The organism is Streptomyces sp. PsTaAH-137 (assembly GCF_003259365.1).
GTDB lineage: Bacteria > Actinomycetota > Actinomycetes > Streptomycetales > Streptomycetaceae > Streptomyces.
This window is the reverse complement of the sequence record NZ_QLLY01000007.1, coordinates 174,549-199,442: the sequence shown is the minus strand read 5'-3', so window position 1 is coordinate 199,442 and position 24,894 is coordinate 174,549. Positions and strand designations below refer to the sequence as shown.

The 24,894-nt window shown below is 71.1% G+C and carries 21 protein-coding genes and 1 pseudogene; 13 read left to right on the top strand and 9 right to left on the bottom strand.

Annotated features, from left to right (window positions below; genetic code table 11):
- The first annotated feature begins 80 nt into the window (after positions 1-80).
- A complete protein-coding gene (locus tag K377_RS17880) occupies positions 81-1,961 on the top strand; it encodes a glycoside hydrolase family 5 protein (protein WP_111664382.1) in 1,881 nt (626 codons plus the stop codon).
- A gap of 96 nt (positions 1,962-2,057) precedes the next feature.
- Positions 2,058-2,660, top strand: a complete 603-nt coding sequence (locus K377_RS17875) for a GPP34 family phosphoprotein (protein WP_111664569.1) — start codon at positions 2,058-2,060, stop codon at positions 2,658-2,660.
- 112 nt (positions 2,661-2,772) lie between these two features.
- On the opposite strand, the gene K377_RS17870 is transcribed toward K377_RS17875, so the two are convergent.
- The 3 genes from K377_RS17870 to K377_RS17860 form a co-directional block, all read right to left on the bottom strand.
- Positions 2,773-3,774: an ornithine cyclodeaminase family protein gene (locus K377_RS17870; RefSeq protein ID WP_258395073.1), complete on the bottom strand. Its 1,002-nt coding sequence runs from the start codon at positions 3,772-3,774 to the stop codon at positions 2,773-2,775.
- A complete protein-coding gene (locus K377_RS42310) occupies positions 3,771-4,682 on the bottom strand; it encodes an ABC transporter substrate-binding protein (RefSeq protein WP_111664380.1) in 912 nt (303 codons plus the stop codon). The genes K377_RS17870 and K377_RS42310 overlap by 4 nt, the downstream gene beginning before the upstream one ends.
- A gap of 65 nt (positions 4,683-4,747) precedes the next feature.
- Positions 4,748-6,223: an MFS transporter gene (locus K377_RS17860; RefSeq protein ID WP_111664379.1), complete on the bottom strand. Its 1,476-nt coding sequence runs from the start codon at positions 6,221-6,223 to the stop codon at positions 4,748-4,750.
- A gap of 152 nt (positions 6,224-6,375) precedes the next feature.
- Here K377_RS17860 and K377_RS17855 point away from each other — a divergent pair, with 152 nt between their 5' ends.
- From K377_RS17855 to K377_RS17840, 4 genes are all read left to right on the top strand, one after another.
- A complete protein-coding gene (locus tag K377_RS17855; protein WP_111664378.1) occupies positions 6,376-7,068 on the top strand; it encodes a FadR/GntR family transcriptional regulator in 693 nt (230 codons plus the stop codon).
- A gap of 241 nt (positions 7,069-7,309) precedes the next feature.
- Positions 7,310-8,824, top strand: a complete 1,515-nt coding sequence (locus K377_RS17850; RefSeq protein ID WP_111664377.1) for an NAD(P)/FAD-dependent oxidoreductase — start codon at positions 7,310-7,312, stop codon at positions 8,822-8,824.
- Between the two features lie 116 nt (positions 8,825-8,940).
- A complete protein-coding gene (locus tag K377_RS17845) occupies positions 8,941-9,909 on the top strand; it encodes a diiron oxygenase (RefSeq protein ID WP_111664376.1) in 969 nt (322 codons plus the stop codon).
- A gap of 46 nt (positions 9,910-9,955) precedes the next feature.
- Positions 9,956-11,563, top strand: a complete 1,608-nt coding sequence (locus tag K377_RS17840) for an FAD-dependent oxidoreductase (RefSeq protein WP_111664375.1) — start codon at positions 9,956-9,958, stop codon at positions 11,561-11,563.
- A 19-nt stretch (positions 11,564-11,582) separates the two neighbouring features.
- On the opposite strand, the gene K377_RS17835 is transcribed toward K377_RS17840, so the two are convergent.
- On the bottom strand, positions 11,583-12,272 hold the full coding sequence (locus K377_RS17835; protein WP_111664374.1) for a TetR/AcrR family transcriptional regulator: 690 nt from the start codon (positions 12,270-12,272) through the stop codon (positions 11,583-11,585).
- A gap of 81 nt (positions 12,273-12,353) precedes the next feature.
- Positions 12,354-12,767 carry a rodlin gene (locus tag K377_RS17830; RefSeq protein ID WP_111664373.1) on the bottom strand — a complete coding sequence of 138 codons (414 nt, stop codon included), beginning with the start codon at positions 12,765-12,767 and terminating at the stop codon, positions 12,354-12,356.
- Between the two features lie 121 nt (positions 12,768-12,888).
- Here K377_RS17830 and K377_RS17825 point away from each other — a divergent pair, with 121 nt between their 5' ends.
- Complete coding sequence (locus tag K377_RS17825) at positions 12,889-13,266, top strand: nuclear transport factor 2 family protein (protein ID WP_111664372.1); 378 nt, start codon at positions 12,889-12,891, stop codon at positions 13,264-13,266.
- 46 nt (positions 13,267-13,312) lie between these two features.
- Here the strand turns inward: K377_RS17825 and K377_RS17820 are convergent, their stop codons facing one another.
- Complete coding sequence (locus K377_RS17820; protein ID WP_111664371.1) at positions 13,313-14,953, bottom strand: GMC oxidoreductase; 1,641 nt, start codon at positions 14,951-14,953, stop codon at positions 13,313-13,315.
- Between the two features lie 117 nt (positions 14,954-15,070).
- A pseudogene (locus K377_RS17815) lies at positions 15,071-15,892 on the bottom strand (cytochrome P450); the annotation flags it as partial.
- Here K377_RS17815 and K377_RS17810 point away from each other — a divergent pair.
- The gene (locus tag K377_RS17810) at positions 15,870-16,463 is read left to right on the top strand and encodes a gamma-glutamyl-gamma-aminobutyrate hydrolase family protein (protein ID WP_237551772.1); all 594 of its coding nucleotides are present in this window, start codon (positions 15,870-15,872) and stop codon (positions 16,461-16,463) included. The pseudogene K377_RS17815 and the gene K377_RS17810 overlap by 23 nt on opposite strands.
- Positions 16,464-16,483: 20 nt before the next feature.
- On the opposite strand, the gene K377_RS17805 is transcribed toward K377_RS17810, so the two are convergent.
- Positions 16,484-17,056, bottom strand: a complete 573-nt coding sequence (locus tag K377_RS17805; RefSeq protein ID WP_111664370.1) for a MarR family winged helix-turn-helix transcriptional regulator — start codon at positions 17,054-17,056, stop codon at positions 16,484-16,486.
- A gap of 116 nt (positions 17,057-17,172) precedes the next feature.
- Positions 17,173-18,147, bottom strand: coding sequence for an aldo/keto reductase (locus tag K377_RS17800; protein WP_111664369.1), 975 nt, complete (start codon positions 18,145-18,147; stop codon positions 17,173-17,175).
- A gap of 302 nt (positions 18,148-18,449) precedes the next feature.
- Here K377_RS17800 and K377_RS17795 point away from each other — a divergent pair, with 302 nt between their 5' ends.
- The 5 genes from K377_RS17795 (at position 18,450) to K377_RS17775 (ending at position 24,782) form a co-directional block, all read left to right on the top strand.
- Positions 18,450-19,334, top strand: a complete 885-nt coding sequence (locus K377_RS17795; RefSeq protein WP_111664368.1) for an AraC family transcriptional regulator — start codon at positions 18,450-18,452, stop codon at positions 19,332-19,334.
- Between the two features lie 167 nt (positions 19,335-19,501).
- Positions 19,502-20,365: an ABC transporter ATP-binding protein gene (locus K377_RS17790; protein WP_111664367.1), complete on the top strand. Its 864-nt coding sequence runs from the start codon at positions 19,502-19,504 to the stop codon at positions 20,363-20,365.
- A gap of 76 nt (positions 20,366-20,441) precedes the next feature.
- Positions 20,442-21,512, top strand: a complete 1,071-nt coding sequence (locus tag K377_RS17785; protein ID WP_111664366.1) for an iron-siderophore ABC transporter substrate-binding protein — start codon at positions 20,442-20,444, stop codon at positions 21,510-21,512.
- Between the two features lie 32 nt (positions 21,513-21,544).
- Complete coding sequence (locus K377_RS17780; RefSeq protein WP_375605928.1) at positions 21,545-23,665, top strand: iron ABC transporter permease; 2,121 nt, start codon at positions 21,545-21,547, stop codon at positions 23,663-23,665.
- 49 nt (positions 23,666-23,714) lie between these two features.
- Positions 23,715-24,782, top strand: a complete 1,068-nt coding sequence (locus K377_RS17775) for a peptidase C39 family protein (RefSeq protein ID WP_111664365.1) — start codon at positions 23,715-23,717, stop codon at positions 24,780-24,782.
- Positions 24,783-24,894: the final 112 nt, after the last annotated feature.

Genomic DNA, 24,894 nt, shown 5'->3' with positions numbered 1-24,894 from the left:
TCTCCCGCCGACGCGACCTTCAAAACCGTGCCCGCCTGCCTTATCGTCGAGGCCCGAATCGTCGGCAGACGGGTGTTGTCGTGCGCCTTTTCCCCAGTGCGATCTCCTGCGCGGTCACCGCTCTGCTGGTCGCGCTCGCCGTGCCGACGCCCGCCACTGCCGGGGAGAACCGGGCCGCTCCGGCAGCGGGCCTCGCGGACTCCTGGACCGCGCCGCTCAGCACGCGCGGCCGCTACGTCGTCGACGCCGACGGAAGACGCTTCAAGCTCAAGTCGGGCAACTGGCACGGCGCCAGCGGCACATGGGACGGCTCCGGCTCCGTCGACGACCCGGCGCACAACCACGCCGGAGAGGTCGGACACCGCGCGCCGCTCGGCCTCGACCGGGTGCCGATGAGCCGGATCGTCGCCGACTTCCAGGGCCTCGGGCTGAACAGCGTCCGCCTCCCCTTCTCCGACGAGATGATCGGCGACACCAAGCCGGTGACCGGGCTGACCGCCAACCCGGAGCTGAATGGTCTGCGCCCGCTCGAGGTGTTCGACCGGACGGTCCGCGCGCTCACCGACGCCGGGCTCGCGGTCATCCTCAACAACCACACCACCACGACCCGTTGGTGCTGCGGCGTCGACGGCAACGAACGCTGGAACAGCGGCCAGAGCACGCAGAAGTGGCTGGACGACTGGGTCTTCATGGCCAAGCGCTACCGCGCCAACCCCCGCGTCGTCGGCGCCGACCTGCGCAACGAGGTCCGCCGCGACGTACTCGACGACCCCAACTGGGGACTGGGCGACTCCCACGACTGGGCCGCCGCCGCCCAGCAGGCCGGCGACCTGATCCTCAAGGACGCCAACCCGGACCTGCTCATCATGGTCGAAGGCATCAACTGGGCCGGAATCCCGGTCGACGGGTTCTGGCACGACCGTCCGATGCTGAAACCCCTCGCCATCCTGTCGAACACGCTGGTCCGCTCCCACAAGCTCGTCTACGCCGCCCACTTCTACGGCTACACCGGCCCGAGGCACAGCGGCGCGACCGGCGTCGGCGAGACCACCGACGCCCGCTACCGCGATCTCAGCCGCGACGACCTGTTCCGGACCATGCGCGACACCGCCTCCTATGTAGCGGACACCCCCGACCGCCACTTCACCGCGCCGGTGTGGATCAGCGAGTTCGGCGTCGGCAAGGACGCGGACGCCAAGGAGCGAACCTGGTTCGCCAACACCGTCGACTTCCTCGTCGACCACGACCTCGACTTCGCGTATTGGCCGGCCGTCGGCTTCCAGGACGGCGACCAGGGCAATCAATGGGGTCTGATCCGCTACGACACCAGCGGTGCCGCGCGCAGCGTCCTGGACGCCGACGACTGGCGCGGCACCGCGTGGCGCCGCCTCACCTCCGCCGCCGGACAGCAGGGACCCGTCCCATCCGTGCGTACGTGGTCGATGCTGAAGGCCACGCACACCGACGCCAACCGTTCACTGAGGGCAGCCGCGGACTGGGACAGCGGCGCCCGGAAACTGTCCTGCCCCGACGACCAGCGGCTGATCGGCATCAGCCAGCGGGGCCAGGGCGGCCTGTGCACCGACGCCGGCATCGCGGACCTCGCGGGCTCCGGCGCGCCTGTCAAGGTCACCTCGGAGGCCAACGTCACCACGAACTGGGCGAGCCGGTTCACGAAGTACCAGTGCGCGACCGGGCAGTTCATGACCGGCTACAGCGTCCGCGGCAACAAGGTCTCCGCCGCCCTGTGCTCACTCGCGCGCGTCCCTCTCGCGGGCACCGGCCGCACTCTGTGGGACGACCGCGGTGACTCCCGCCCCGCCTCCGGGGAGGGCGGCGACTACGCGAGCGGTTTCTACAAGGCGCAGTGCGACGCCGACGAGTACGCGGCCGGCCTCGCCTTCTCGACAGCCATCGGCCGCGCCGGAACTCCGGACGCGCTGTACTGCCGAAAGCTCTGAAGCGGGACCCCCGGATCGCCGCGCTGTCCGGAGCGGTGGGGGAGGGGCCGTGGGAGACTCGGCCCGAAGGGGGCTCACGAACGACCTGGAGTGCTGATGACCACTGCACGGGATCTCGCCCTTGTCGCCCTGGACGCGGCGCAGGGCCGCGATGTGGAGCAGGGCGACCTCTCCCTCGCGCTCGCGGGTGCCGAGGCGATCGACCTGGTCGGCGCCGGCGCGCTCGCCCTCACCGAGGACCGGCTGGTGCCCGGTCCGCCGACGCGGACGGGTGACCGGCTCCTGGACGAGGCCGCCGCGGCGCTGGTGCGCGACGAGCCCTTCGAGACGGTCGAGGACTGGCTGTGGCGGCGCGGCAACGGACTCGCCGCCGCGTATGTCGAGGAGCTGGAGAGCGCCGGGCCGGGAACCCGCGGGCGAGGCCGCCGCAAGCCACTGCTGGGGCGACGTGTCGACGTCGACCCGGAGGCCCGCGCCCGCGCCGAGGAACGCCGTGCGTCGGGTGACCCCGTCCTGGCGGTCCTGGTGGCGGCGGCCGGGGCGGCGGACGAGGACCCGGAAGCGGACCGGGAGATCGGCGACGACGCGGTCACCGCCGTGCTGGCCGCCGTCGGCAACGCGGTGATGGAACTCGAAGCCGTCCGGCAGCGCAAGGAGATCGAGGACGCCGCCTTCGACAACGTCTGGCGGGGCTTCTGAGCGTGGCCGGAGGAGACGAGGGCGTCAGGGTGTGAGGGGCGTCGGGGTGTGAGGGGGCGCTGCCCGCCGGCTCGATCCCGGCGAGCGGCGGGCAGCGCGTTTCCGGGGCGGGTCAGGACATCCGCAGCTCGGTACCGAGGTTCTTGCTCCGGGCGATGTCCACGACCAGGCGGGCGGTGGACATGTCCTGGATGCCGACGCCGACCGAGTTGTAGAGCGTGATGTCGTCCTCGTGGCGTCGGCCGGGCGTGCTGCCGTTGATCACCGCGCCCAGTTCGGTGCGGAAATGGTCCGTGGTGATCGCGCCCTCGGCGACAGGGAGGAGCATGTCACCGGATTCCGCCAGCGCCGTGTCGTAGCTGTCGACGACGACCCGGCTGCGGGCGATGCCCTCGGTGTCGATCTCGCGGTGGTCGGGCCGGGGCGGTGCCCCGACCGCGTTGATGTGCTGTCCCGGCCGGAACCAGCGGCCCTCGACCAGCGGGGTGTGCGACGGGGTCAGCGTGCACACGATGTCGGCGCCGCGCACCACCTCTTCCGGCGAGGAACCGACGACGACCTCCACACCCGCCGCGTGCTCCCGCGCGTGCTCACGGAACGCCTCGACCGTCTCCGCGCTGCGGCTCCACACCACGACCCGGTCGATCTCGCGGACGTGGCGGATGGCCGCGAGATGGGTGCGCGCCTGGTTGCCCGCGCCCACCAGACCGAGGGTCTGCGGCGATCCGCCCGGACGGGCGAGGTGCCGCGTCGCCACCGCGGAGGCGGCCGCGGTACGGAACTGGGTGACGGCCGCGCCGTCCAGGAGCGCCTCGGGAGCTCCCGTGACGGGGTCGACCAGCAGGATCAGCGACTGCTGGGTGGGCAGCGAGCGGGCCCGGTTGTCGGGGGTGTCCGCCAGCAGTTTGACGCCGGCGGCGCCGTGCGGCCCGACCGCCGCGAGCATCGGCACCAGCATGGTCGACGTGCCGGGCACCTCGGCCACGGAACGCGGCGGCTGCACCGCGGTGCCCGACGACAGGGCCGCGTGGGCCTCTTCCACCGCCTCGACGACCTGGGCCATGTCGAGCGTGGCGCGGACCTCGGACCGGTTCAGTATCAGGAGGCCGCTCACGGACGCACCACCGTCGCCTCCGCGGCCGGTCGGGGATCGACGAGATCGGCGTACGGGATCGGTGCGTCGATGAGACCGTCGTCCGCCAGGATCCGCATCCACGAGTCGTGGCCCTGCTCGTCGATGCGGATGTCGTCCCACAGGCCACTGGCCCGCAGATCGTCGACGACCGTGACCAGGAACTCCGTGTCGAGGCCCGGCCATTCGCGCTTGAGCAGGTCCGACAGCTCGGCCGCCTCGTGCTGCCCGAGCCAGTCGTACGCGCGCCGCAGGGCGCGGCAGAAACGGCCGATGACCTTGTCGTCGCGGTCGAGTACGGCGCGCGAGGTGTAGTAGACGCTGTTGGGCATGGCGCCACCGGCCCGGTCGTGCCGGAAGGCGATGTGCGCCTGGCCCGCGCGCTGCAGGAACGCGCCGTTGACGGCATCGGTGACCAGCGCGTCACCCGCCCCGTGCAGGAACATGTCGAGGAGCAGCGAGCCGGACAGGTCCCGCACCCAGCGCACCCGCGCCATATCGACACCGGCCTGCCGCATGAGTCCGGCGGTGTGGACGTACGGGGCGGTGCCGCCGGCGCCGGGGGCCAGGACGACCTTGCCCTCGAGGTCCTTGAGGGAGAAGTCCGCGACCGGCTCGCGGGTGACGAGCACCTTGGGGTTCACGCCGTTGAGCTGGGCAAAGGGAACGTACTCGCGGCCACGGCCGTGGAACATCGCGGGGACCCACAGTCCGCCGAGCACCACATCGGCCCGGCCTTCGGCGAGGTCGGTCAGTACGTCCGTCCAGTCGTCGGGGGCCGAGCGGGAGAAGTCGAGCCCTTCGTCCTCGTAGTAGCCGAGTTCTCGGGCGACGTACTCCGGCAGGTAGTTGGGCCAGTGCGAGGTGGCGGACACATGCAGGCGATCCATCGGGGTTCCTTCTCTGTAGGGCCGCGCCGCACGGCCTCGTGCCCGTGCGGCGCGTTGCGGGTGGGTCAAGCGGTCTGCACGGGTTCGGAGTTGATGTCTTCGAGGCGCTTGCCGAAGGTCTCAGGGGCGAGGCGCGCCGCGGCGGCCATGACCGCGTACATCACGGCGATCACCCCGAAGACGGCGACGACGCCGGAGCTGTCGAGGAGGAGCCCTGCTCCGAGCGGTACCAGGGCGCCGGCGATGTTTCCCTGCACGGCGATCATCGCGGTGCCGAACGCCCGTATCCGGGTCGGGTACAGCTCCGGCGCCCACGCGAAGATCGTGCTGTTCAGCATGAGGACGAAGAACTGGAACAGCCCGCCGAGCAGCAGGATCAGTGCGGAGCCGTGCGCGAGGAAGCCGAAGGTGAGCGCGGTCAGACAGGCCGCGAGGGCTCCTGCGGTGGTCACGAGGCGGCGCGGCCAGTGGGCGGCTGCGTAGGTCGCGGCGGCGGCGCCCAGGAGGCTGCCGACGTTCATCACCATGGTGAACGTCAGGCTCTTGGTGATCGAGTAGCCCTGGTCGACCAGGATGGTGGGCATCAGGACGAGCACGGTGACCTGGGCGCCGAAGCTCATCCAGGAAGCCACCGCGAGCGCCGCGGTGCGGCGCAGCAGCCGCCCGTGGAAGACCTCCGACAGCCGTACCTTCTGCGGCCCGGCGGCCGCGCCCGCCGACAGCGGCACGTACTCGACGACCTTCGCGCCGGTGTCCTTCAGGCGGCCCGACGCCAGGCGCGTCAGCACCTGGTTGGCTTCGTCGACACGGCCGCGGGAGGCCAGATAGCGCGGGGTCTCGGGGAGGTAGCGGCGGTAGAGGACGACGAGCACCGCGGGGATCACGAGCAGGCCGAACATCCATCGCCAGCTGGTCTCCGGGCCGCCGAAGAAGTTTCCGAGCGGGCCGAGGACCAGGGCGGCGAAGCCGAAGGACAGCATGTTGCCGAGCCCGCCTGCGCCGACGTTCAGGGACGCGACCATCGCGCCGCGGAAGCGCGTGGGCACCAGCTCGCTGAGCATGGTCATTCCGGCGGCCATCTCCCCGCCGAGCCCGATGCCCACCACGAACCGGCCGAGGGCCAGCACCGCGTAGCCGGGGGCGGTGGCACAGATCAGGGCGCCGGCGCAGTACAGGAACAGGTTGAACGCCAGGGCGAAGCGCCTGCCCTTGTAGTCACCGATGACCCCGGTGACCACCTTCCCGATGATCATGGCGCTGATCGTGACCGTCTGCAGGAAGGCGAGCTCGGTGGTGGAGAGGGACCAGACGTCCTTCAGCGCCGGGCCCACCGCGCCCAGCGAGTTCTCCTCCATGACGTCGAAGAAGGCGCCGAGCAGCACCATGAGCAGGATGAGCTTGTGGGCCCGGTTCAGACCGATCGCGTCGAGCGCGCGGCCGACGGCCGAGAGGGCGTCGGTCGCCGGAGGCCCGGGGCGGACCTGGGCGGTGGTGGCACTATGTGCCGGGCTGTGCGTTGCGGGTTCCGAGGCGTCGTGCATCGGACCTACCTCCTTCGAGAGGTGCGCAGACGTGGCAGCCGAGCCGGGATCTCGGGCTTCACCGGTCGCGGGCGCGGGACGGTGGGCGGCCCCAACTCTGGCCGCTGGATGTAGGATTATCAGTTGTCTGATGTTTCGGGGAAGGGTCCGCGATGAAACAAATTGAGCGCGTCTCATTGGTGGAGAGCGTCAGCAGGGCGCTTCGCGAGGAGATATCCAGCGGAAACTGGACTCTGGGGCACCGGATCCCGACCGAGGCGGAGTTGACGGAAAGGCTCGGCGTCAGCCGGGCGTCCGTGCGCGAGGCCGTCCGCGGCCTCGTCCACGCGGGGCTGCTCGCCACGCGTCAGGGGGACGGCACCTTCGTCGTGGCCACGGATCCCACCGACGTCGCCATCCGGCGCCGGCTGACCGAGGCGTCCGAGGGGGACGTCCTGGAGGTCCGCCGCGGACTCGACGTCATCGCGGCCAACCTCGCCGCGCAGCACCGGACCGACGCGGACGTGGTCGCCCTGCGGAGCGCGCTCGCCGAGCGTGCGCGGGCGGGAGCGGCCCGGGACATCGACGCGTTCGTCGCCGCGGACGTCGAGTTCCACCTCGGTGTGGCCCGCGCCTCCCACAACGACCTGCTGGTCGAGCTGTACTTGAGCTTCAGCCGTTCACTCGCCGAGAGCGTCCGCGGCGATCGCCGCCTGCACTCCTTCGAGGCCGACGGCGCCGCCGACCACGACACGCTCGCCGCGGCCGTCGAGGCGGGAGACGCGACGGCCGCCGTCTCCGCCGCGCTCGGCCTGCTGGACAGCACCGCCCGCCAACTGCCCGCGCAGACGGGCGAGATGGAGTAGGGCGCGGCTGGGGCTGCCCGTGGGGCTGCTTGTGGGGGTTCATTCCGATGAACCCCCATTTTTCTGTGACCTAGGTCATGTTACCGAGGGTATCTGAAACACCGTGTCGCAGGTAAATTGCGGTTAACACGCAGAAGTGCAACCACGCGTCCGAGCAACCGCCGCCGCCCCGAGGGACGGTGGCAACCCTCCGCCCCTGCCTCTTCCGGGGCCCCGCGAGCGAGAGTGAGGATCCTCCGCGATGGAGCAGCAGCACGTCGACGTCCTGGTCATCGGCGCCGGAATATCAGGCATCAGTGCCGCCCGTCACGTCCTGCGTGACAATCCCGCCGCCTCGCTCGTCGTGCTCGAGCGCCGCGCACGCGTCGGCGGCACCTGGGACCTCTTCCAGTACCCCGGGATCCGCTCCGACTCCGACATGTCCACCTTCGGGTTCGGCTTCCGCCCCTGGCGCGACGCGCGCATCCTCGCCGGCGGCGCGCAGATCCGGCAGTACGTCGAGGACGCCGCCGCCGACGACGGCGTCCTGGAGCGCATCCGCTTCGGCCGCCGGGCGATCAGCGCCGACTTCTCGCACGACACCGGCCGCTGGACCGTCGAGGTCGAGGACGAGGGCACCGGCGAGCACGAGTCGTACAGCGCGGGATACCTCGTCGGAGCCACCGGCTACTACGACTACGACCAGCCCTACCGCCCGGAGTTCCCCGGCGAGGCGGACTATCAGGGCACGCTCGTCCACCCCCAGCAGTGGCCGGAGGGCCTCGACCACACCGGCAAGCGCGTGGTCGTCATCGGCTCCGGCGCCACCGCCATCACGCTGCTGCCCGCGATGGCCGACACCGCCGCGCACGTCACCATGTTGCAGCGCTCGCCCACCTACGTCCTCGCGCTGCCCGAGGTGGACCCGCTCACCTCCGTCCTGCAGAAGCTGCGAGCCCCCGCCCGGCTGACGTACAAGCTGGTCCGCGCCCGCAACATCGCCTTGCAGCGCGGGAGTTACGCCTTCTGCCGCAAGTACCCCCGCCTCGCCCGCAAGGTGCTCCTCGGCCTGGTCCGGGCCCAGGCCGGCAAGAACGTCGACATGCGCCACTTCAGCCCGAACTACAAGCCGTGGGACCAGCGCCTCTGCGTCGTTCCCGGCGGCGACCTGTTCAAGACGCTCAAGAGCGGCAGGGCGTCGATCGCCACCGACCACATCGACACCTTCACCGCCGACGGCATCCGCCTGAAGTCCGGCGAGGAGCTGAAGGCCGACATCGTCATCACGGCCACCGGCCTGAGCGTCCGCCTCATGGGCGGCATGGCCCTCACCGTCGACGGCAGCCCGGTGGACGTCAAGAACCGCGTCCTCTACAAGGCGGTCCTCCTTGAGGGCGTCCCCAACATGTCCCTCGTCATCGGTTACACCAACGCCTCCTGGACCCTGAAGGCCGACCTGGCCGCCGCCTACACCGCCCGCCTGCTCGCCCACATGCGACGTCACGGACACGACATCGCCACCCCGGTCGCCTCCGCCCGGGACCGCTCGGAGTTCTCCGTCATGGGCGAGGCGCTGACCTCCGGCTACATCGCCCGGGCCAACGAGGTCATGCCGCGCCAGGGCACCCGCGACCCGTGGCGCCTGTGGAACAACTACTACCGCGACCGCGCGCTGCTCCAGAACGCCCCCATCGACGACAGCCCCCTGCGCTTCGACAAGGCGGGCACCCCGGACACCGCCGGCGCCGACGCCCAGGAAGCGTCCCGCGCCGCCTGAGCGCCCGGCCCGCACCACACCCCCGTACGACCGCACCGCATCCCCATCGCACCACCGCACCGGCCCGCGCACCCGCCTCCCCCCTCCGGCGGCCGAGCAGACAACCGAGGACGAAGATGACTGCGAATCTGACCAGGAAGCTCTACGACGAGCGCCTGCGGACCCTGTCCGAGGGCTCCGTGAACGTCAACTTCAACGCGTTCATCGACATCAAGTGGGACGATCCCGAGTTCGCCGTGCACCTCGACGACCCGCGCTGGGTGCTCACCAGCGCGGACGCCCTCGGCGCCCATCCCTGGTACCAGGAACAGCCCCTCGAGACGCAGATCCGCATCGGTGTCTGGCGCTGGGCCGTCATCGCCAAGGTGGGCATGCAGTTCGAGAACCTCCTCATGCGCGGAGCACTGGACTACGTCTACCAACTGGGCAACCAGGACCAGGAGTTCAGGTATCTCACCCACGAGATCACCGAAGAGACCCACCACACCCAGATGTTCCAGGAGCTCGTCAACCGCACCGGCGTGGACACCGCCGGCGGAAAGCGCTGGTTCCGCCAGGTCAGCCGCGTCCTGCCGCTCTTCGGCTCCCTCTACCCGGAGGCGTTCTTCACCGGCATCCTGGCCGGGGAGGAGCCCATCGACCACCTGCAGAAGGGCGCCCTGCGCAGCGGGGAGCCGGTCCACCCCCTCCCGCAGCGGATCATGCAGATCCACATCGCCGAAGAGGCCCGGCACATCTCCTTCGCCCACGAGTTCCTGCGGCTGCGCGTCCCGCGCTACGGCAAGACCCGCCGCGGTGCCCTGTCCGTGCTCTTCCCGCTGATCATGCGGATCCTGTGCGACGTCATCATGATCCCCGACCGCAGGTCCGCCGCGCAGGTCGGCATCCCGGCCTGGGTCGTCAAGGACGTCTTCTGGAAGTCCGAGGCCGGGCAGCGGATGCTCCACGACCTCTTCTCCGACGTGCGGATGCTCGCCCAGGACATCGGCCTGATGAACAAGGTGTCCCGCCCGCTGTGGAAGGCCCTGCGCATCGACGGCCGCCCGGCGCGCTTCCGCGGCGAGCCCGCGCTGCACACCGACTGAGCCTCCCGCAGGCCCCGCACGTTCCCCGAACGGAGACAAGACCGCCGTGCCGTACGTCGTCACCCGATCCTGCTGCGCCGACGCCTCGTGCGTGCTGGCCTGCCCGGTCAACTGCATCCACCCCGCGCCCGGCGACCCCGGCTTCGGGACGGCCGAGATGCTGTACGTCGATCCGCGCACCTGCGTGGACTGCGGCGCCTGCACGACGGCCTGCCCGGTCGACGCGCTCAAGCCCCATACTGCGCTGAGCGCCACGGAGTTGCCGTTCCTGGAGCTGAACGCCGACTACTACAAGCAGAATCCGCACGCCGACCGCACGCCGATGTACGTCGTGCCCAAGCAACGCAGCCTCCCGGCGGGCGAGTTGTCCGTCGCCGTCATCGGTGCCGGCCCCGCCGGCCTCTTCGCCGCCGACGAGCTGCTGCGCCACCCCGGCGTGCGCGTCACCGTCCACGACCGGCTCCCCACGCCGTACGGTCTCGCGCGGGCCGGTGTCGCACCGGACCACCAGGACACCAAGCAGGTCACCGAGCTCTTCTGGACCATCGAGTCCCAGCCGGGCTTCCGCTACCGCCTCGGCGTCGAGGTCGGCACCGACCTCAGCCACGCCGACCTGCTGCGCGAGCACCACGCGGTGCTCTACGCCGTCGGCGCCGCGACCGACAAGCGTCTCGGCATCGAGGGCGAGGACCTTCCGGGCAGCGCCTCGGCGACGGATTTCGTCGCCTGGTACAACGGCCACCCCGACCGCGCCCACGACACCTACGACCTGGACACCGAACGCGTGGTCGTCGTCGGCAACGGCAACGTGGCGCTCGACGTCGCCCGCATCCTCACCGCCGACCCCGAAGCCCTGGCCCGCACCGACATCTCCGACCGCGCGCTCGCCGCACTGCGCGCCAGCAAGGTCCGCGAGGTCGTCCTCCTGGGCCGGCGCGGCCCCGCCCAGGCGGCCTTCACCGTGCCCGAACTCCTCGCGCTCGCGGGCCTGAAGGACGTGGACGTGAGCGTCGAGGGCTGGCCCGACGGCCTCGATCCCGACACGAACGAGAAGACCCGGCTGCTGTCACAACTGGCGAGCCGCACCCCGGTCGAGGGGCGCCGCCGCATCGTGCTGCGCTTCCTGACCAGCCCGGTCCGGCTCACCGGCGAGGCATCCGTAGCGGCCCTGGAGATCACCGCCACCGCGCTGCACACCGACGACGACGGCACCGTCCGCGCCCGCCCCACCGGGGACACCCGGAGCCTGGAGACCGGCCTCGTCCTGCGCTCCGTCGGCTACCGCGCCCGGCCCGTCCCGGACCTGCCCTTCGACGAGGACCGCGCCATCGTTCCCCACGAGGGCGGCCGGGTCGAGCCCGGCGTCTACGTCGCGGGCTGGATCAAGCGCGGGCCGACCGGCTTCATCGGCACGAACAAGACCTGCGCCCAGGAGACCGTCGAGTCCCTGCTGGACGACTTCGCCGCCGGCCGCCTCGCGCAGCCGGTGCGCGGCGCCGGTGCGGTGACCGAGGCGCTGGGGCTCGACGCGTGGCGCGCGATCGACCGTGCGGAACGGGCGGCGGGCGAGGCGGCGGGCCGTCCCCGCGTCAAATTCACGGACACCGAGTCCCTGCGCCGGGCCGCGCAGGAGGCCCGGGCGGTACGCCCCTGACACCGGCGGCGGAGGGGGCTCAGGCCCCCTCCAGATCCGCCACCCGCTGCTGCGGCGACAGCTCCACGCCCAGATCCCGCAGCGTCGCCTCCAGCACCGCCCAGACCGAACGGCACAGCATCGCGCGCAACTCCTCCTCGGACACCTCGCGCTCGGGGTCGCGCACCCATTGGTTGACGGCGGTGTCCACGAACCCCACGATGCCCACCGCGACCGAACGGATCGGCGCCTGAGGCACCCCCAGGGCCTTGACCACGTCGCCGAACCGCTCGCTCAGCATCAGCGCGATGGCCGTCTTCGTGTCCGCGACCAGCGAGCCGTCACCCATCGCGTGGTCACCGACACCCATGTACGCGTACAGGCGCGGGTGCTGCGACACCCAGTCCAGATGCGCGCCCACCACGCGCTCCACGGACTCCTCGATCGTGCCCTCGAAGGTCAGCGTGGGTTCCATCCCGCGCATGAACGACTCCACGACCCGACGGCGGATCAGCTCGTCCAGAGTGGCCCGGTCCTTGAAGTGCCGGTAGAGCACCGACCGGGACTGGCCCACCCGCTCCGCCAGCCGCTGCACCCGGAAGCGCGCGCCCTCCTCCTCGATGAGCGCGACCGCCGCGTCCACCAACTCGACCTGACGCTGCGCCTTGTGCTCGTCCCACCGGGTGGAGCGCCCGTCGATCTGCTGCTCGCCGCTGGTTCTGTCCGCCATTCCGCCAGGATATCCGCACAGATGTGTGGGCGGCTGACGTCGTGACGCACGACGTCAGCCGCCCACGGGGAGCCTGCCGGCTCAGCTGTTGTGAACGCCGTTGCCCGAGAGCACCGGGATGCCGTGCAGGATGTGCGAGGCCGGCTCGTCACCCTTGGCCTGGGTGGAGTTGTCGGCACACTGCTGGTTCTGCGGGGCGGACAGGACGGGAATGTCCTGAGCGGCGACGGGGACCAGGATGCCGACGAGCGACCCGGCGTTGGCCTTCGCGGGCAGACCGACGCAGAGCTTGTTCAGCGACCCCTGGACAGCGCCCACCTGCGGGCTCAGCGAACCCTCCGTGGTGGAGTTGCCGACCTCCGACTGGGACCCGTTGCCGCTGGCCGAGGTGGTGCCCTGCTCGTCCCCGATGGCGAGCGCCTGTCCGGCGGTGGCGGCGGAGATGCCGACAACGGAGGTGGCGAGGGCGGCCGAGGCCATGACCTTCTTCAGCATGATGTGTTTCCTTGGTCGTCAGAGATTGATCACTGCGCGTGGAGTAACGGCAAGCCGGGCCCGGAGGTTGCGCTGATCCACTCCAACGACTCACGTTCCTCAGGAGCGGTACCGTGCGTCCATGGATCAGGTGACCGCACAGACGTTCGTGGATTCCTGGGTGACGGCGTGGAACGCGCACGACCTGGACGCCCTGCTGGCCCACTTCGCCGAGGACGTGACGTTCCGGTCGCCCGTGGCCGCGCAGCTGCTCGGCGGTGACGGCGTCATGCGCGGCAAGGGCGCGCTGCGCGCCTACTGGGAGGAGGGGCTGCGGCGCATCCCCGACCTCCGGTTCGAGGTGGTGGGCAGCTATGCCGGCGTGGACTGCCTGGTGATCAACTACCGCAACCAGAAGGGCGGTCTGGTCAACGAGGTGCTGGTCTTCGACGGCCCGCTCGTCGCCGACGGGTACGGCACCTACCTGGGCGAGGACGCCAACCCGGCCGGGGCCCGCTGAGTCAGTCGCGGGCCCGCCGGCCGGGACGGGTGCGGGGGAGGGGGCATCAGAGGTCGGTCGCGATGATCCTCTCGATGTTGCGCTCCGCGAGAGCGGTGATGGTGACGAACGGGTTCACGGTCGTGTTGCCCGGGATGAGGGCGCCGTCGATGACGTACAGCCCCGCATAGCCCGCCAAGCGGCCGTAGTTGTCGGTGGCCTTGCCGAGGATCGCGCCACCGAGCGGGTGGTACGTGAGGTGGTCGCCCCAGATCTTGTTGGTGCCGAAGAGATCGGTCCGGTAGATCGTCCCCTCCTTCTTGTTGATCTTGTCGAAGATGGTCTTCGCCATGGTGATGGAGTCCTGCTTCCAGGCGGTCTGCCAGGACAGGTCCACCCCGCCGGTACCGGCGTTGTACGAGAACGCGGCGCGGTTCGTGTTCTTGGTGATGGAGAGATAGAACGAGGCGAAGGTCTCGATCCCGGTCGGCAGCGGGGCGACCTCGGCGAAGGCGCCGCCCGCGTCCCAGTTGTCGATGCCGGAACAGGGGATGGTCGACTGCACGTCACCGGTGGCGTCCCACAGGTGGTTGGCGCGGCCCACCATCACGTTCCCGTTGTCGCCCCAGCCCTGGCCCACCTGGTCGTTGAGGCCGGGGAGCGCGCCGGTGGCCTTGAGCTTCACGAGCAGCTTGCTGGTGCCGACGCTGCCCGCGGCGAAGAACACCCGCGCGGCCTTCGCGGACTTGGTGGCGACAGTGTTGCCGGAGGTGTCGATCTGCTTCATCGCCACGACGTAGCCCCCGCCCGCGGCGGGCGAGACCGACGTGACCTCGTGCAGCGGGGAGATGGTGACGCGGCCGGTCGCCCTGGCCAGGGCGAGATAGGTCTTGGCCAGCGTCTTCTTGCCGTAGTTGTTGCCGTAGAGGATCTCCTGGCCGAGCGCCGACTTCGGCACGGTGCCGTTGTCCTCGGCGACCATGTAGTTCCAGTCGTAGACGTCCGGTACGAACGTCCAGCCGAACCCCGAGCGTTGGGCGTGCTTACGGCCCACCCGCGAGTACTGGTAGTACGACGTCCGCTCGAACCAGTCGGGGTCGATGAGCCCGACGCCGAGACCGGCGTTGGCCCGCGGGTAGTAGGTGTTGTACATCTCGTCCGCGTTCACGGTCGGCAGGACGGACGCGAAGTTCTGCCGCTTGGGCGTCACGGCCATGCCGCCGTTGACGAGGGAGCCGCCGCCGACGCCCCGCCCCTGGTAGACGGTGATCCCGGCGAAGTCCTCGGCGTCCAGGATGCCCGCGTACTTCGGTACGGCCTTGTCGATCGGGAAGCCGAGGAAGTTGCTGAGCGGCGCCTTGGTCTTGGTGCGCATCCAGAACGACCGGTAGTCGGGGCTGGTGACCTTCGGGTGGATCTTGCCGTCGGAACCCGGCGTGACCCAGTCCTGGCCCATCTCGATCATCTGCACGGAGATGCCGGCCTGGGCGAGGCGCAGGGCGGCCACGGCGCCGCCGTAGCCGGTGCCGATGATGATGACCGGGACGTTGGCGCCGTCGGGGATGTCGGTCGCGGCGAGCGGTTGCGCGTATGCCGTCGGGGTGCCGCCGATCAAGGCGGCCGCCCCCAAAATAGAACCTGTTCCCACTATGAGTCTTCGACGTGAGACCCCATCAGATGTGGGCCCAGGCTGCCTGATTGATGCCATGTGATCTTCCTCACGATTGAGAGAAGGGAAACGAGTTCTACTGGCTGGCATCAACGAAGTCACGGCATACGAGTCGGTAACTTTTGCCCGATCTTGTTACAGAGAGGATGAGGCCCGTCAGGCGAGGGTGACCTCGACCGGCAGCTTCTTGATGCCGTTGACGAAGTTCGAGCGGACGCGCGGGACGTCACCGGCCAGCTTGATGTCGGCGAGGCGCGGGACGAGCTCCTCGAACATGATGCGGATCTCGGTACGGGCGAGGAGGTTGCCCAGGCACAGGTGCGGGCTGCCCTTGCCGAAGGTGACGTGGTCGTTGTTCTCGCGCGCGACGTCCAGGTCGTAGGGGTTGTCGAAGACGGCCTCGTCACGGTTGCCGGACGCGTACCACATGACGACCTTGTCGCCCTCCTTGATGCGCCTGCCGCCGAGCTCGACGTCCAGCGTGGCCGTGCGGCGGAAGTGGTAGACGGGAGAGGCCCAGCGCAGGAACTCCTCGGTGGCGGACGGGATCAGCGAGGGGTCGTCCTTGAGCCGGGCCAGCTGCTCGGGGTGCTGCAGGAGGGCGAGCATGGCGTGCCGGGTCGTCTCGTTGCCGGCGACGACCAGGAGCAGGAAGTAGTTGTCGAAGTCCTGGGCGGAGAGCGGGACACCGTCGCGCGGGGTCTCGTTGACGAGCCGGGAGACGATGTCGGTGCCGTCCTTGCCGCGCCGCTGCCGGGCCAGTTCACGCCCGTACTCGAAGACTTCGGGGGAGGCGGGGGAGCGGAACGGCAGATCACGGTACTGCTCGCTCTCCGCGCTGTGCAGGAGGACGTCCGCGTAGTCGGGGTCGGTGTTGCCGATGATGCGGTTGCCCCAGTCGATGAGCTGCTGGTTGTCCTCCGGGGGGACGTCGAGGAGGCGGGCGAGGACGTTGATGGAGAAGTCGGCGGAGATCTCCAACCCGGCCGAGAGCGACGTGGCCGGCCGCCTCGCCCGCTTCGACGGCGTTCTGCTCCCCGGCGGCGGCGACCTCGCCCCGTCCCGCTACGGTGCGGCGGGCGCCCACGAGGCGGTCTACGACGTCGACGACCTCCAGGACGCGTTCGACCTCGAAGTCGCCCGGCAGGCGCTGGCGGCCGGGCTGCCGCTCCTGGCGATCTGCCGTGGTCTACAGGTGGTCAACACCGCCCTGGGCGGCACCCTCCACCAGGACATGGGCGGTCCGCGCCGTGAACACCGCCACGTACGCCACCCCGTCGCGCTCGCGCCAGGCTCGGCCCTGGCCCGCATCACCGGCGCGGACAAGACCGAGGCATCCTGCTACCACCACCAGCACGTGGACCGCCTGGGGGAGGGGCTGCACGTCACCGCCCGCGCCGCCGACGGAACGATCGAGGGCGTCGAACTCGCCGTCGCCCGCGCCCTGTTCGTGGCAGTGCAGTGGCATCCCGAGGACACTGCGCACGAGGACCCGGCCCAACAGCGCCTCTTCGGCGCGCTCGTCGAGGCCGCGGCGGAAGGGAACTGAGGAGATATCCCGACGACGGGTCAGCCCTTGGACCGGCGGCCGCTGCGACGCGGCGTCGGGGCCTCGCCGTTCAGCAGCGACCGGCGGCGGTCCTCACCGTCCTCCTCGACCTGGAGCACGACCTTGCGCAGCCCGTCGGCAAGGCTGCGGCACTCGTCGTCGCTGAGCCGCGACGTGACGAACGCTTCCTCGTCGTTGAACGCCGGGAACACCCGGCGCATGAAGTCCTCACCCTCGTCGGTGAGGGCCAGCAGCACGAGCCGGCCGTCGGTCGGATGACCGGCCCGGCGCAGCAGCCCGCGCGACTCCAGGGTGCGGGCCACGCCGGTCAGGGTGCCCTTGGAGAATCCCGCTTCCTCGGCGACGCGCCGGGTCTCCGACTCGCCCCAGACCCAGACCACCCACAGCACGACGAAGGCGGTCCAGGTGAGGTCCGATCCCCGCAGCACCGAGTTCTCCAGGTGCTGGCGCACGGCGGAGGCGGCCCGGTAGATGTTGGCCACGGCGGCCATCTGCTCCCGGCGGACCGGAATACCGCCGAGCTTCGCCTCCGCGAGCTTCTCCGCCTCGCTGATGGACCGCTGGCTGGGCACCGGATCTCCCTCGCGTCGTCGTCGCCCCGGGAGCGTGTTCCCCGAGGTCGTTCGACCTCAAATTCCACGGCCGCGGGCGAGCGGGCCGCCTCGCCCGCGGCTTTCCCGGCTGCCGGTCAGCGCTCCATCAAGCGCATCTGGGCCGCGTTGTGGGTGTCGCCCGCGGCCGACGGGAGGCTGGAGAGCCGGGCGAGCTGCTCGGCGGACAGCCGCACGGAGTCGGCGTCGGCGTTCTCCTCGACACGCGAGACGCGCCGGGTGCCGGGGATGGGCGCGATGTCGTCGCCCTGGGCGAGCAGCCAGGCCAGGGCGACTTGTGCCGGGGTGGCGTCGATCTGCGCGGCGACGGCCGCGACCTGGTCGGCCAGACGCAGATTGTGCTGGAAGTTCTCGGTGCTGAAGCGCGGGTTGTCGGCGCGGAAGTCGTCGTCCGCGAACTGGTCCGTGGAGCGGATCGTCCCGGTGAGGAAGCCCCGGCCGAGCGGCGAGAAGGGAACCAGACCGATGTTCAGCTCGCGCAGCACCGGCAGGACATGGTCCTCGGGGTCGCGGGTGAACAGCGAGTACTCGGACTGCAAAGCGGTCACCGGATGCACCGCGTGGGCGCGGCGAATGGTGCCCGGGCCCGCCTCGGACAGCCCGATGTGGCGGATCTTGCCCTCACCGACCAGCTCGGCCAGCGTTCCCACGACGTCCTCGATGGGAGTACCGGGGTCGACGCGGTGCTGGTAGTAGAGGTCGATGTGGTCGGTGCCCAGCCGGGTGAGGGAGCCCTCGACGGCGGCCCGGATGTTGGCGGGGCTGCTGTCGGCGCCGCCGTCGCGGCCGGTGTGGGAGATCAGGCCGAACTTGGTGGCCAGGACGACCTCGTCGCGATGCCCCTTCAGGGCCCGGCCGATGAGTTCCTCATTGATGTACGGGCCGTAGACCTCGGCGGTGTCGATCAGGGTGACGCCCAGCTCAAGGGCCCGGTGCACGGTGCGGATGGACTCGGCGTCGTCGCTTCCGGCGCCGGTGTAGGCGTGCGACATGCCCATCGCGCCCAGTCCGATCCGGGCCACGTCGAGGTCACCGAGCTTGATGTGCTTCATGAGGTGCGCTCCTTGGACGTCTTCGTGAGGTGCTGCTTCGAAAGGTGCTGCTGTGCGGCGTGCTGCCGACGTTACGGTCGCGGTCGCTCGCCGGCCGGGTGGTCGGTGGTCCTGCCACATTTCTTTCATGCTGCCTCGTACGCCGCCGCGCAGACAGGCCGTGCTGTGCCAGGGTCCGGCGATCAGGGGTGTGACAGGGCCCCCCTCGACCACGGGCCGCAGGCCACGGCGGGGCCGGGCCGGGGATCGCCGCTGGTGAGGGGCCCGGAGGGCCGATGCGGGCCCCGGATAGACTCGCCCGCATGGTTCGATCGGCCCGCGGTGAAGCGAGCCCCGGGTCGGCGCCGCCCGCGGCGGACGCCGCGGGGCGCCCGGACGGGACCGTCCCGGAGCAGGCGGCAGCCCCGTTCGTCATCACCGCCGGGTTCCGGATTCCCCGCGTCCCCACCGAGTGGGCGCCGCACTCGCACCCCGTGCACGAGCTCGTCTGGGTACGCGGGGGAACGCTGACATCCCGTGTGGAGGACCGCGTCTTCACCGTGTCCGAGGGGCACGGGCTGTGGATGCCCGCCGGGGTGGCGCACGGCGGCCGGGCGACGGCGGGTGCGAAGTTCCACGACGCCTTCTTCGCCCCCGACCACACGCCGTTCGCGTTCGGGGAACCGACGGCGATCGCGATGACACCGCTGCTCGAGTCGCTGCTGACCCATCTGTCCCGCACGGATCTCGACACGGCCGCCAGGGCGCGGGCGGAGTCGGTCGTCTTCGACGTACTCCAGCCCTCCGAGCGCCAGTTCACTCTGCACCTGCCGAACGACACCCGGATCGACCCCATCGCCGAAGCCCTCCTGGACGACCCCGGCGACAACCGCTCGCTGGAGGACTGGGCGCAGGCGCTGGGGATCAGCGACCGGACGGTCACCCGCGCGTTCCGTCACGCGACAGGTCTCTCCTTCGCGCAGTGGCGGCAGATGCTGCGCGCGCACCGGGCGTTGACGCTGCTCTCCGAGGGCTTCGACGTCATGACGGTCTCCGAGGTGCTGGGTTACGCGCAACCCAGCTCCTTCATCGCCGCGTTCCGGCGGATCATGGGAACGACGCCGGGCGCGTTCTTCGGCGCGGCCGACGGCGCCCTCGATGAATCCGGCGATGTCCGGAATCCCGTATCGGGTGTCCAGAACTCCTGATTGTCGACACGGCGAGCGGAATATAACCTTCCCGGAGTTAGGTAACCCTTAGTTGTTGCTCGACGTGCCCGGTGCTGCCCGTGCGCGGGAGCGCTCGCGGCCCGGCCCGGTGCAGGCCGGACGGAGGGTGCCGCACTCCTCGCCCCTCCGACCGTCCGGACTCATCGATGTTCACACGCCCGAACCGGCACACAGCGCGCCCGGTCATCGGCCCCGCCACACCGGTCGCCGCCCTCACAGGGCACGACCTCGTCCTGCGCTACGACGGCAACCCGGTGGTGCACGGCGTCTCCATCGACCTGGCTCCGGGCCGCGCGACCGCGCTGGTGGGGCCCAACGGCAGCGGCAAGTCCACGCTGCTGCGGGCACTGTGCCGTCTGCACCGGCTCGACGGCGGCCGGGTCACGCTCGACGCCCCCGAAGGCGGCCACGAGCGTGACGCGGCCCTGCTCAGCGCCCGTCAGTTCGCCCGTGAGGTCACGCTGTTCTCCCAGTCGAGGCCCGCGCCCCAGGGGTTGACGGTGACGGAGGTCGTGGCGTTCGGCCGCCACCCCTACCGCCGCGGTTTCGCGGGCCTCGACGCCGAGGACCGGGCCGCCATCGACCACGCCATGGGCGTCACCGGCGTACGGGACATGGCCGGACGCCCGGTCGGCGAGCTCTCGGGCGGCGAGATGCAGCGCGTCTGGCTCGCGGCCTGCCTGGCCCAGGACACCGGCGTCGTCCTGCTGGACGAACCGACCAACCACCTGGACCTGCGCTACCAGATCGAGACGCTCGACCTGGTGCGCGATCTCGTCGTCGAGCACGGCGTCGCGGTCGGGATCGTGCTGCACGACCTCGACCACGCGTCCCGCGTGGCGGACACGCTCGTCCTGATGCGCTCCGGCCGCGTGCACGCCGCCGGAGCACCCGCCGACGTCCTCACCGCCGAGAACGTCGGCGAGGTCTACGACATCCGGGTCGAGGTCTTCACCGACCCCCGCACCGGCCGCCTCCGCATCGATCCCATCGGGCGGCATCCCGCCTGAGGCGAGGCACCTGAGGTGGAACATCCGCCTCCGCGCACTACTGACACACCACAGGAAACAAGAAAGAGGACCCTCCATGAACCGTGCCCGTCGCCTGGCGGCTTCAGCCTCCACCGGGCTCGTTCTCCTCGCCGCAACGGCAACCGCCTGCGGCACGACCGACGTCGACAGCGCCGCGTCCGACACCAGCGCCAGCGCGTCGCCCGCGTCGAAGGACTGCGCCTCGGACACCACGACCACCTCGACGAAGCCGGTCTCCTTCAAGGACGGCGTCGGCCGGACCGTGAAGCTCGACAAGCCCGCCAAGCGGATCGCCGTCCTCGAATGGCAGCAGGTCGAGGACGCGCTGACCCTGTGCGTCACCCCCACCGCCGTCTCCGACGCGAAGGCATACAGCACCTGGGTCAGCGCGGAGAAGCTGCCCAGCGGGGTCACCGACATCGGCACCCGCGAGGAGCCCGACCTCGACACCCTGTACGCCGCGAAGCCCGACCTCATCGTGGTGGAGGCGTTCGACGCCGACGACGAGACCCTCGCGAAGCTGGAGAAGCGCGGCGTTCCCGTCATGGCCACCCGGGGCGCCGATCCGAAGGACCCGATCGGGAACATGCGCGACGTGTTCAGCATGATCGGCAAGGCGACCGGCCGCACCGAGCGGGCCGACCAGGTGCTCAAGGAGTTCGACGACCACCTCGCCACGGCGAAGAAGCAGGTCACCGACGCCGACCTGCCGACGAAGGACTTCCTGTTCTTCGACGGCTGGCTGGAGGGCGGCAACCTCACCGTCCGTCCCTACAGCGACGGCGCCCTGTTCACCGAGATAGGCAAGGAACTCGGCATGAAGCCGGCGTGGACCGCCGCCGTCAACAAGGACCACGGGGACGGAGGCGTCGACAAGTCCTACGGCCTCGCCCAGACCGACGTCGAGGGCCTCACCGCGGTCGGCGACGCCAACCTCTTCTACGCCAACGACGAAGGAGCCGGCGGCTACGTCGCGGCGCTGAAGAAGAACCCGATCTGGAAGACCATCCCGGCCGTCAAGGAAGGCCGCGCGCACTCCTTCCCGTCGCGGGTGTGGGGCGCCGGCGGCCCGCGCTCCTGCGAGCAGGCGATCGACGCGTACGTCGACGTCCTCGACAAGAAGTGAACTCACCGCAAGACGTGACCACGCCTCGCGATGTGAGCTCTTCGCGAGACGCGCGCACACCGCTGACGCCGACCTCCGGCGGGAACCCGCTGCCGCGCGCCGAGCGCGGCGGCGGCCCCACCGGGGCGGCGGTCCTCGTGGCACTCCTCGCCGTGACCGCGCTCGTCGGCATGTGGCACCTGACGCAGGGCACTTCGGGTGTCGGCGTCACCGACCTCGTCCGGTACCTCGCCGGTGAACGCGAGCACACCGGCGGGGCACCGGTCGGAGAGATCCTCACCGGCTCCAGGCTGCCGCGCCTGCTCGCGGGCGTGGCGGTCGGGTTCGCCCTCGGCGCCGCCGGAGCGCTGCTCCAGTCCGTCACGCACAACAGCCTGGCGTCCCCCGACACCCTCGCGGTCACGGCCGGGGCCTACTTCACCCTCACCCTCGTCGCGGCCTTCGGCCTCTCCGTCCCGCTGTGGGCGTCGGGCGCCGTCGCCTTCGTCGGCGGCCTGACCGCGGCGGCGGTCGTGCTGCTCCTCGCAGGCCGGGCCGCCGGCACCGCGGGCACCCGCCTCATCCTCGCCGGATCGGCGATAGCGATGGCGCTGGACGCGGCGACCGGAGCGCTCCTCATCCTGTTCAACCAGAACACGACCGGCCTGTTCGCCTGGGGGAGCGGCTCGCTCGCCCAGCTGAACATCGACGCGTCGGTACGCGCCTGGCCCCTCGTGGCCGTGGTGCTCTGCCTCGCGCTGGCCCTGTCGCGGCGACTGGACGTGATGAACCTCGGCGACGACACCGCGTCGAGCCTCGGTGTGCCGGTCCGTTCCACCCGCGTGACCGCCGTGCTCTGCGCGGTGCTGCTGACCAGCACCGCGGTGACGCTCGCGGGCCCGATCTCCTTCGTCGGCCTCGGCGCCCCGGTCCTGGTCCGCCTGATCGCGGGGCGGGTCCGGGCGCTGCGCCGGCACCTGTACGCGGTGCCCGCGGCCGGGCTGCTCGGCGCGCTGCTCATCCTCCTCGCGGACGCGGTGCTGCGCGCGGTGCAGGGCGCCGACGGGGCCGCGTCCATACCCACCGGCGTGCCCACCGCGCTGCTCGGCGCCGTGGTGATCGTCGTCCTCGCCCTGCGCCTGCGCGACACCGGCCAGGTACGACGGCCACCCCACGCGCGGGTCGCCGCACGGTCACGGCGCGCCTTCCTCCTCGTGGTGTCCGGCGCGCTGGCACTCCTGGCCGTGGCGGCCTTCGTCGCCGTCCTGGCGGGAAGCCTCTGGCTAAGAGCGGGAGACATCGCGCTGTGGGCCCAGGGCACCGCCCCGGACCTGATCGGCCAGGCGCTCGACGACCGGGTCCCGCGCGTGATCGCCGCGGTGGTCGCCGGCGCGGCACTCGGACTGGCCGGATGCGTCGTCCAGGGCGCGGTCCGCAACCCCCTGGCCGAGCCCGGAGTACTCGGCATCACGGCGGGCGCAGGACTGGGGGCGGCGAGCGTCGTCACCTCGGGCCTGCCCGGCGGCCGTCCGGTGCTCATCGCGGTGGCGGTCGCGGCAGGACTCGCCACCTTCGCGCTGATCGCCCTGCTGTCCTGGCGCGGCGGCTTCCTGCCCGACCGGTTCGTCCTGATCGGCATCGGCTGCGGCTACGGACTCAGCGCCGTGACCACCTTCCTCCTGCTGCGCGCCGACCCGTACAACACGCCCCGCATCTTCACCTGGCTCTCCGGCACGACCTACGGCCGCACGCTGCCCGACGTCGTACCGGTCGCGGTCGCCCTGGCGCTCGCGCTCCCCGTGCTGTTCGCCCTGCGCGGCCGTCTCGACCTGCTCGCCGTCGACGAGGACACCCCGCGCATCGTCGGCGTCAAGGTCGAACGCACCCGCTTCATCGCCCTCGCGATCGCCGCGGTGCTCGCGGCGCTCAGCGTCATGGCGGTCGGCGTCGTCGGGTTCGTGGGGCTCGTCGCCCCGCACCTCGCCCGGTCGCTGGTGGGCGCCCGGCACGGCCGGGCGATCCCCGTCGCGATGCTGCTCGGCGCGGTGCTGGTCTGCGTCGCCGACGCACTCGGCCGCACCCTCGTCGCGCCCGCCCAGATGCCCGCTGGCCTCATGATCGCGCTGGTCGGCGCCCCGTACTTCGTGTGGGTGCTCCGGCAGTCCCGCGCATGACCCGCCGCCCCACCGAGACGAAGCCCCGAAGGACCCGAAGGACACACCCGTGAACAGCACCGTCGTCCCGTTCGACTCCGACACGTCACCGGCCCTGCTGGAGCGGCTCGGACACCTGGACGTGCCCGAGCGCTGGAAGACCGTCGACCGCTCCGCTCAATCCCCGCACCTGGTGGCTGTCCCGGGCGGCGACGGCGGGGAGTGGTCCGCCGCGGCGCTGGTGACGGCCCGTCCGCACACGGCGTACCTGAAGATCGTCGACGCCGTCGGCGACGCACCGGCCGCCGCTGCGGCCGTCGTCGAGCATGCCCGTCGGCACGGGCTCGCCCAGGTCAAGTGGGAAGGCTGGACCGCCGACCACGAGGCCGCCGCGACCGCGGGCTTCGTACAACTGTCCCCGCCGCTCACACAGTCCGCGACGGAGGACGGCCCCGCGAGCGGATACGTGCGCTGGCTGCACGACGGCGCGGTGCCCGAGCCCCCGTACTACGGCCAGACCACGCACTTCACGTGCGGCGCCGTCACCGCGCTGATCGCGCAGACCCACATGGGGACTCTCACGCGTGGAGACCTCGACCGCGAGGCGGAGCTGACCCTGTGGCGCGACGCGACCAACTTCCCCGCCTGCGAGCCCGTGGGCCTCGGTGTCGCCGTACGCCGGGCGTGGCCGACGTCCCCGGTGACGATCCATCTCGACACGGACGCACCCGTCCTGCTGGACCACCTCCCGGCCGAGGAACAGGAGTGGCGCGCTCTGCTCCAGCGCACCTCGCGCACACAGGCCGCCCGGATCGGTGTCCCCGTCGACGCGCGCCGGCTGTCGATCACCGACATCCGCGCCACCCTCGACCGGCGGGAGAGCGTGCTCCTGCTGGTCTCGCTCGCCGACATGCTGGGGTTCGACGTACCGCACTGGGTCCTCTGCCACGGCACCGTGCCCGGCGCCGTCGTGATCGAGGACCCCTGGGCCAACGCCTCGAACGGTGACACCTGGGTCGACGCCCATCTGCTGCCCGTCGCCGACGCGTCGCTCGACGCCATGGCGGCCGTCTCGACGGAACGCGCGCGCGGCGCCGTGACCATAGGCCGTTCACCTGCGCCTTTGTCGGAATCCTGAGACGTACCTGGCCGGATCAATCACCCCTTCCGGCTGAAATGGCGACCCCTCGGGGCCCGGGGCTGCGGACGGTGGTGCTGGGACCACCCCCACTTCGGTGTTCAGACCCACC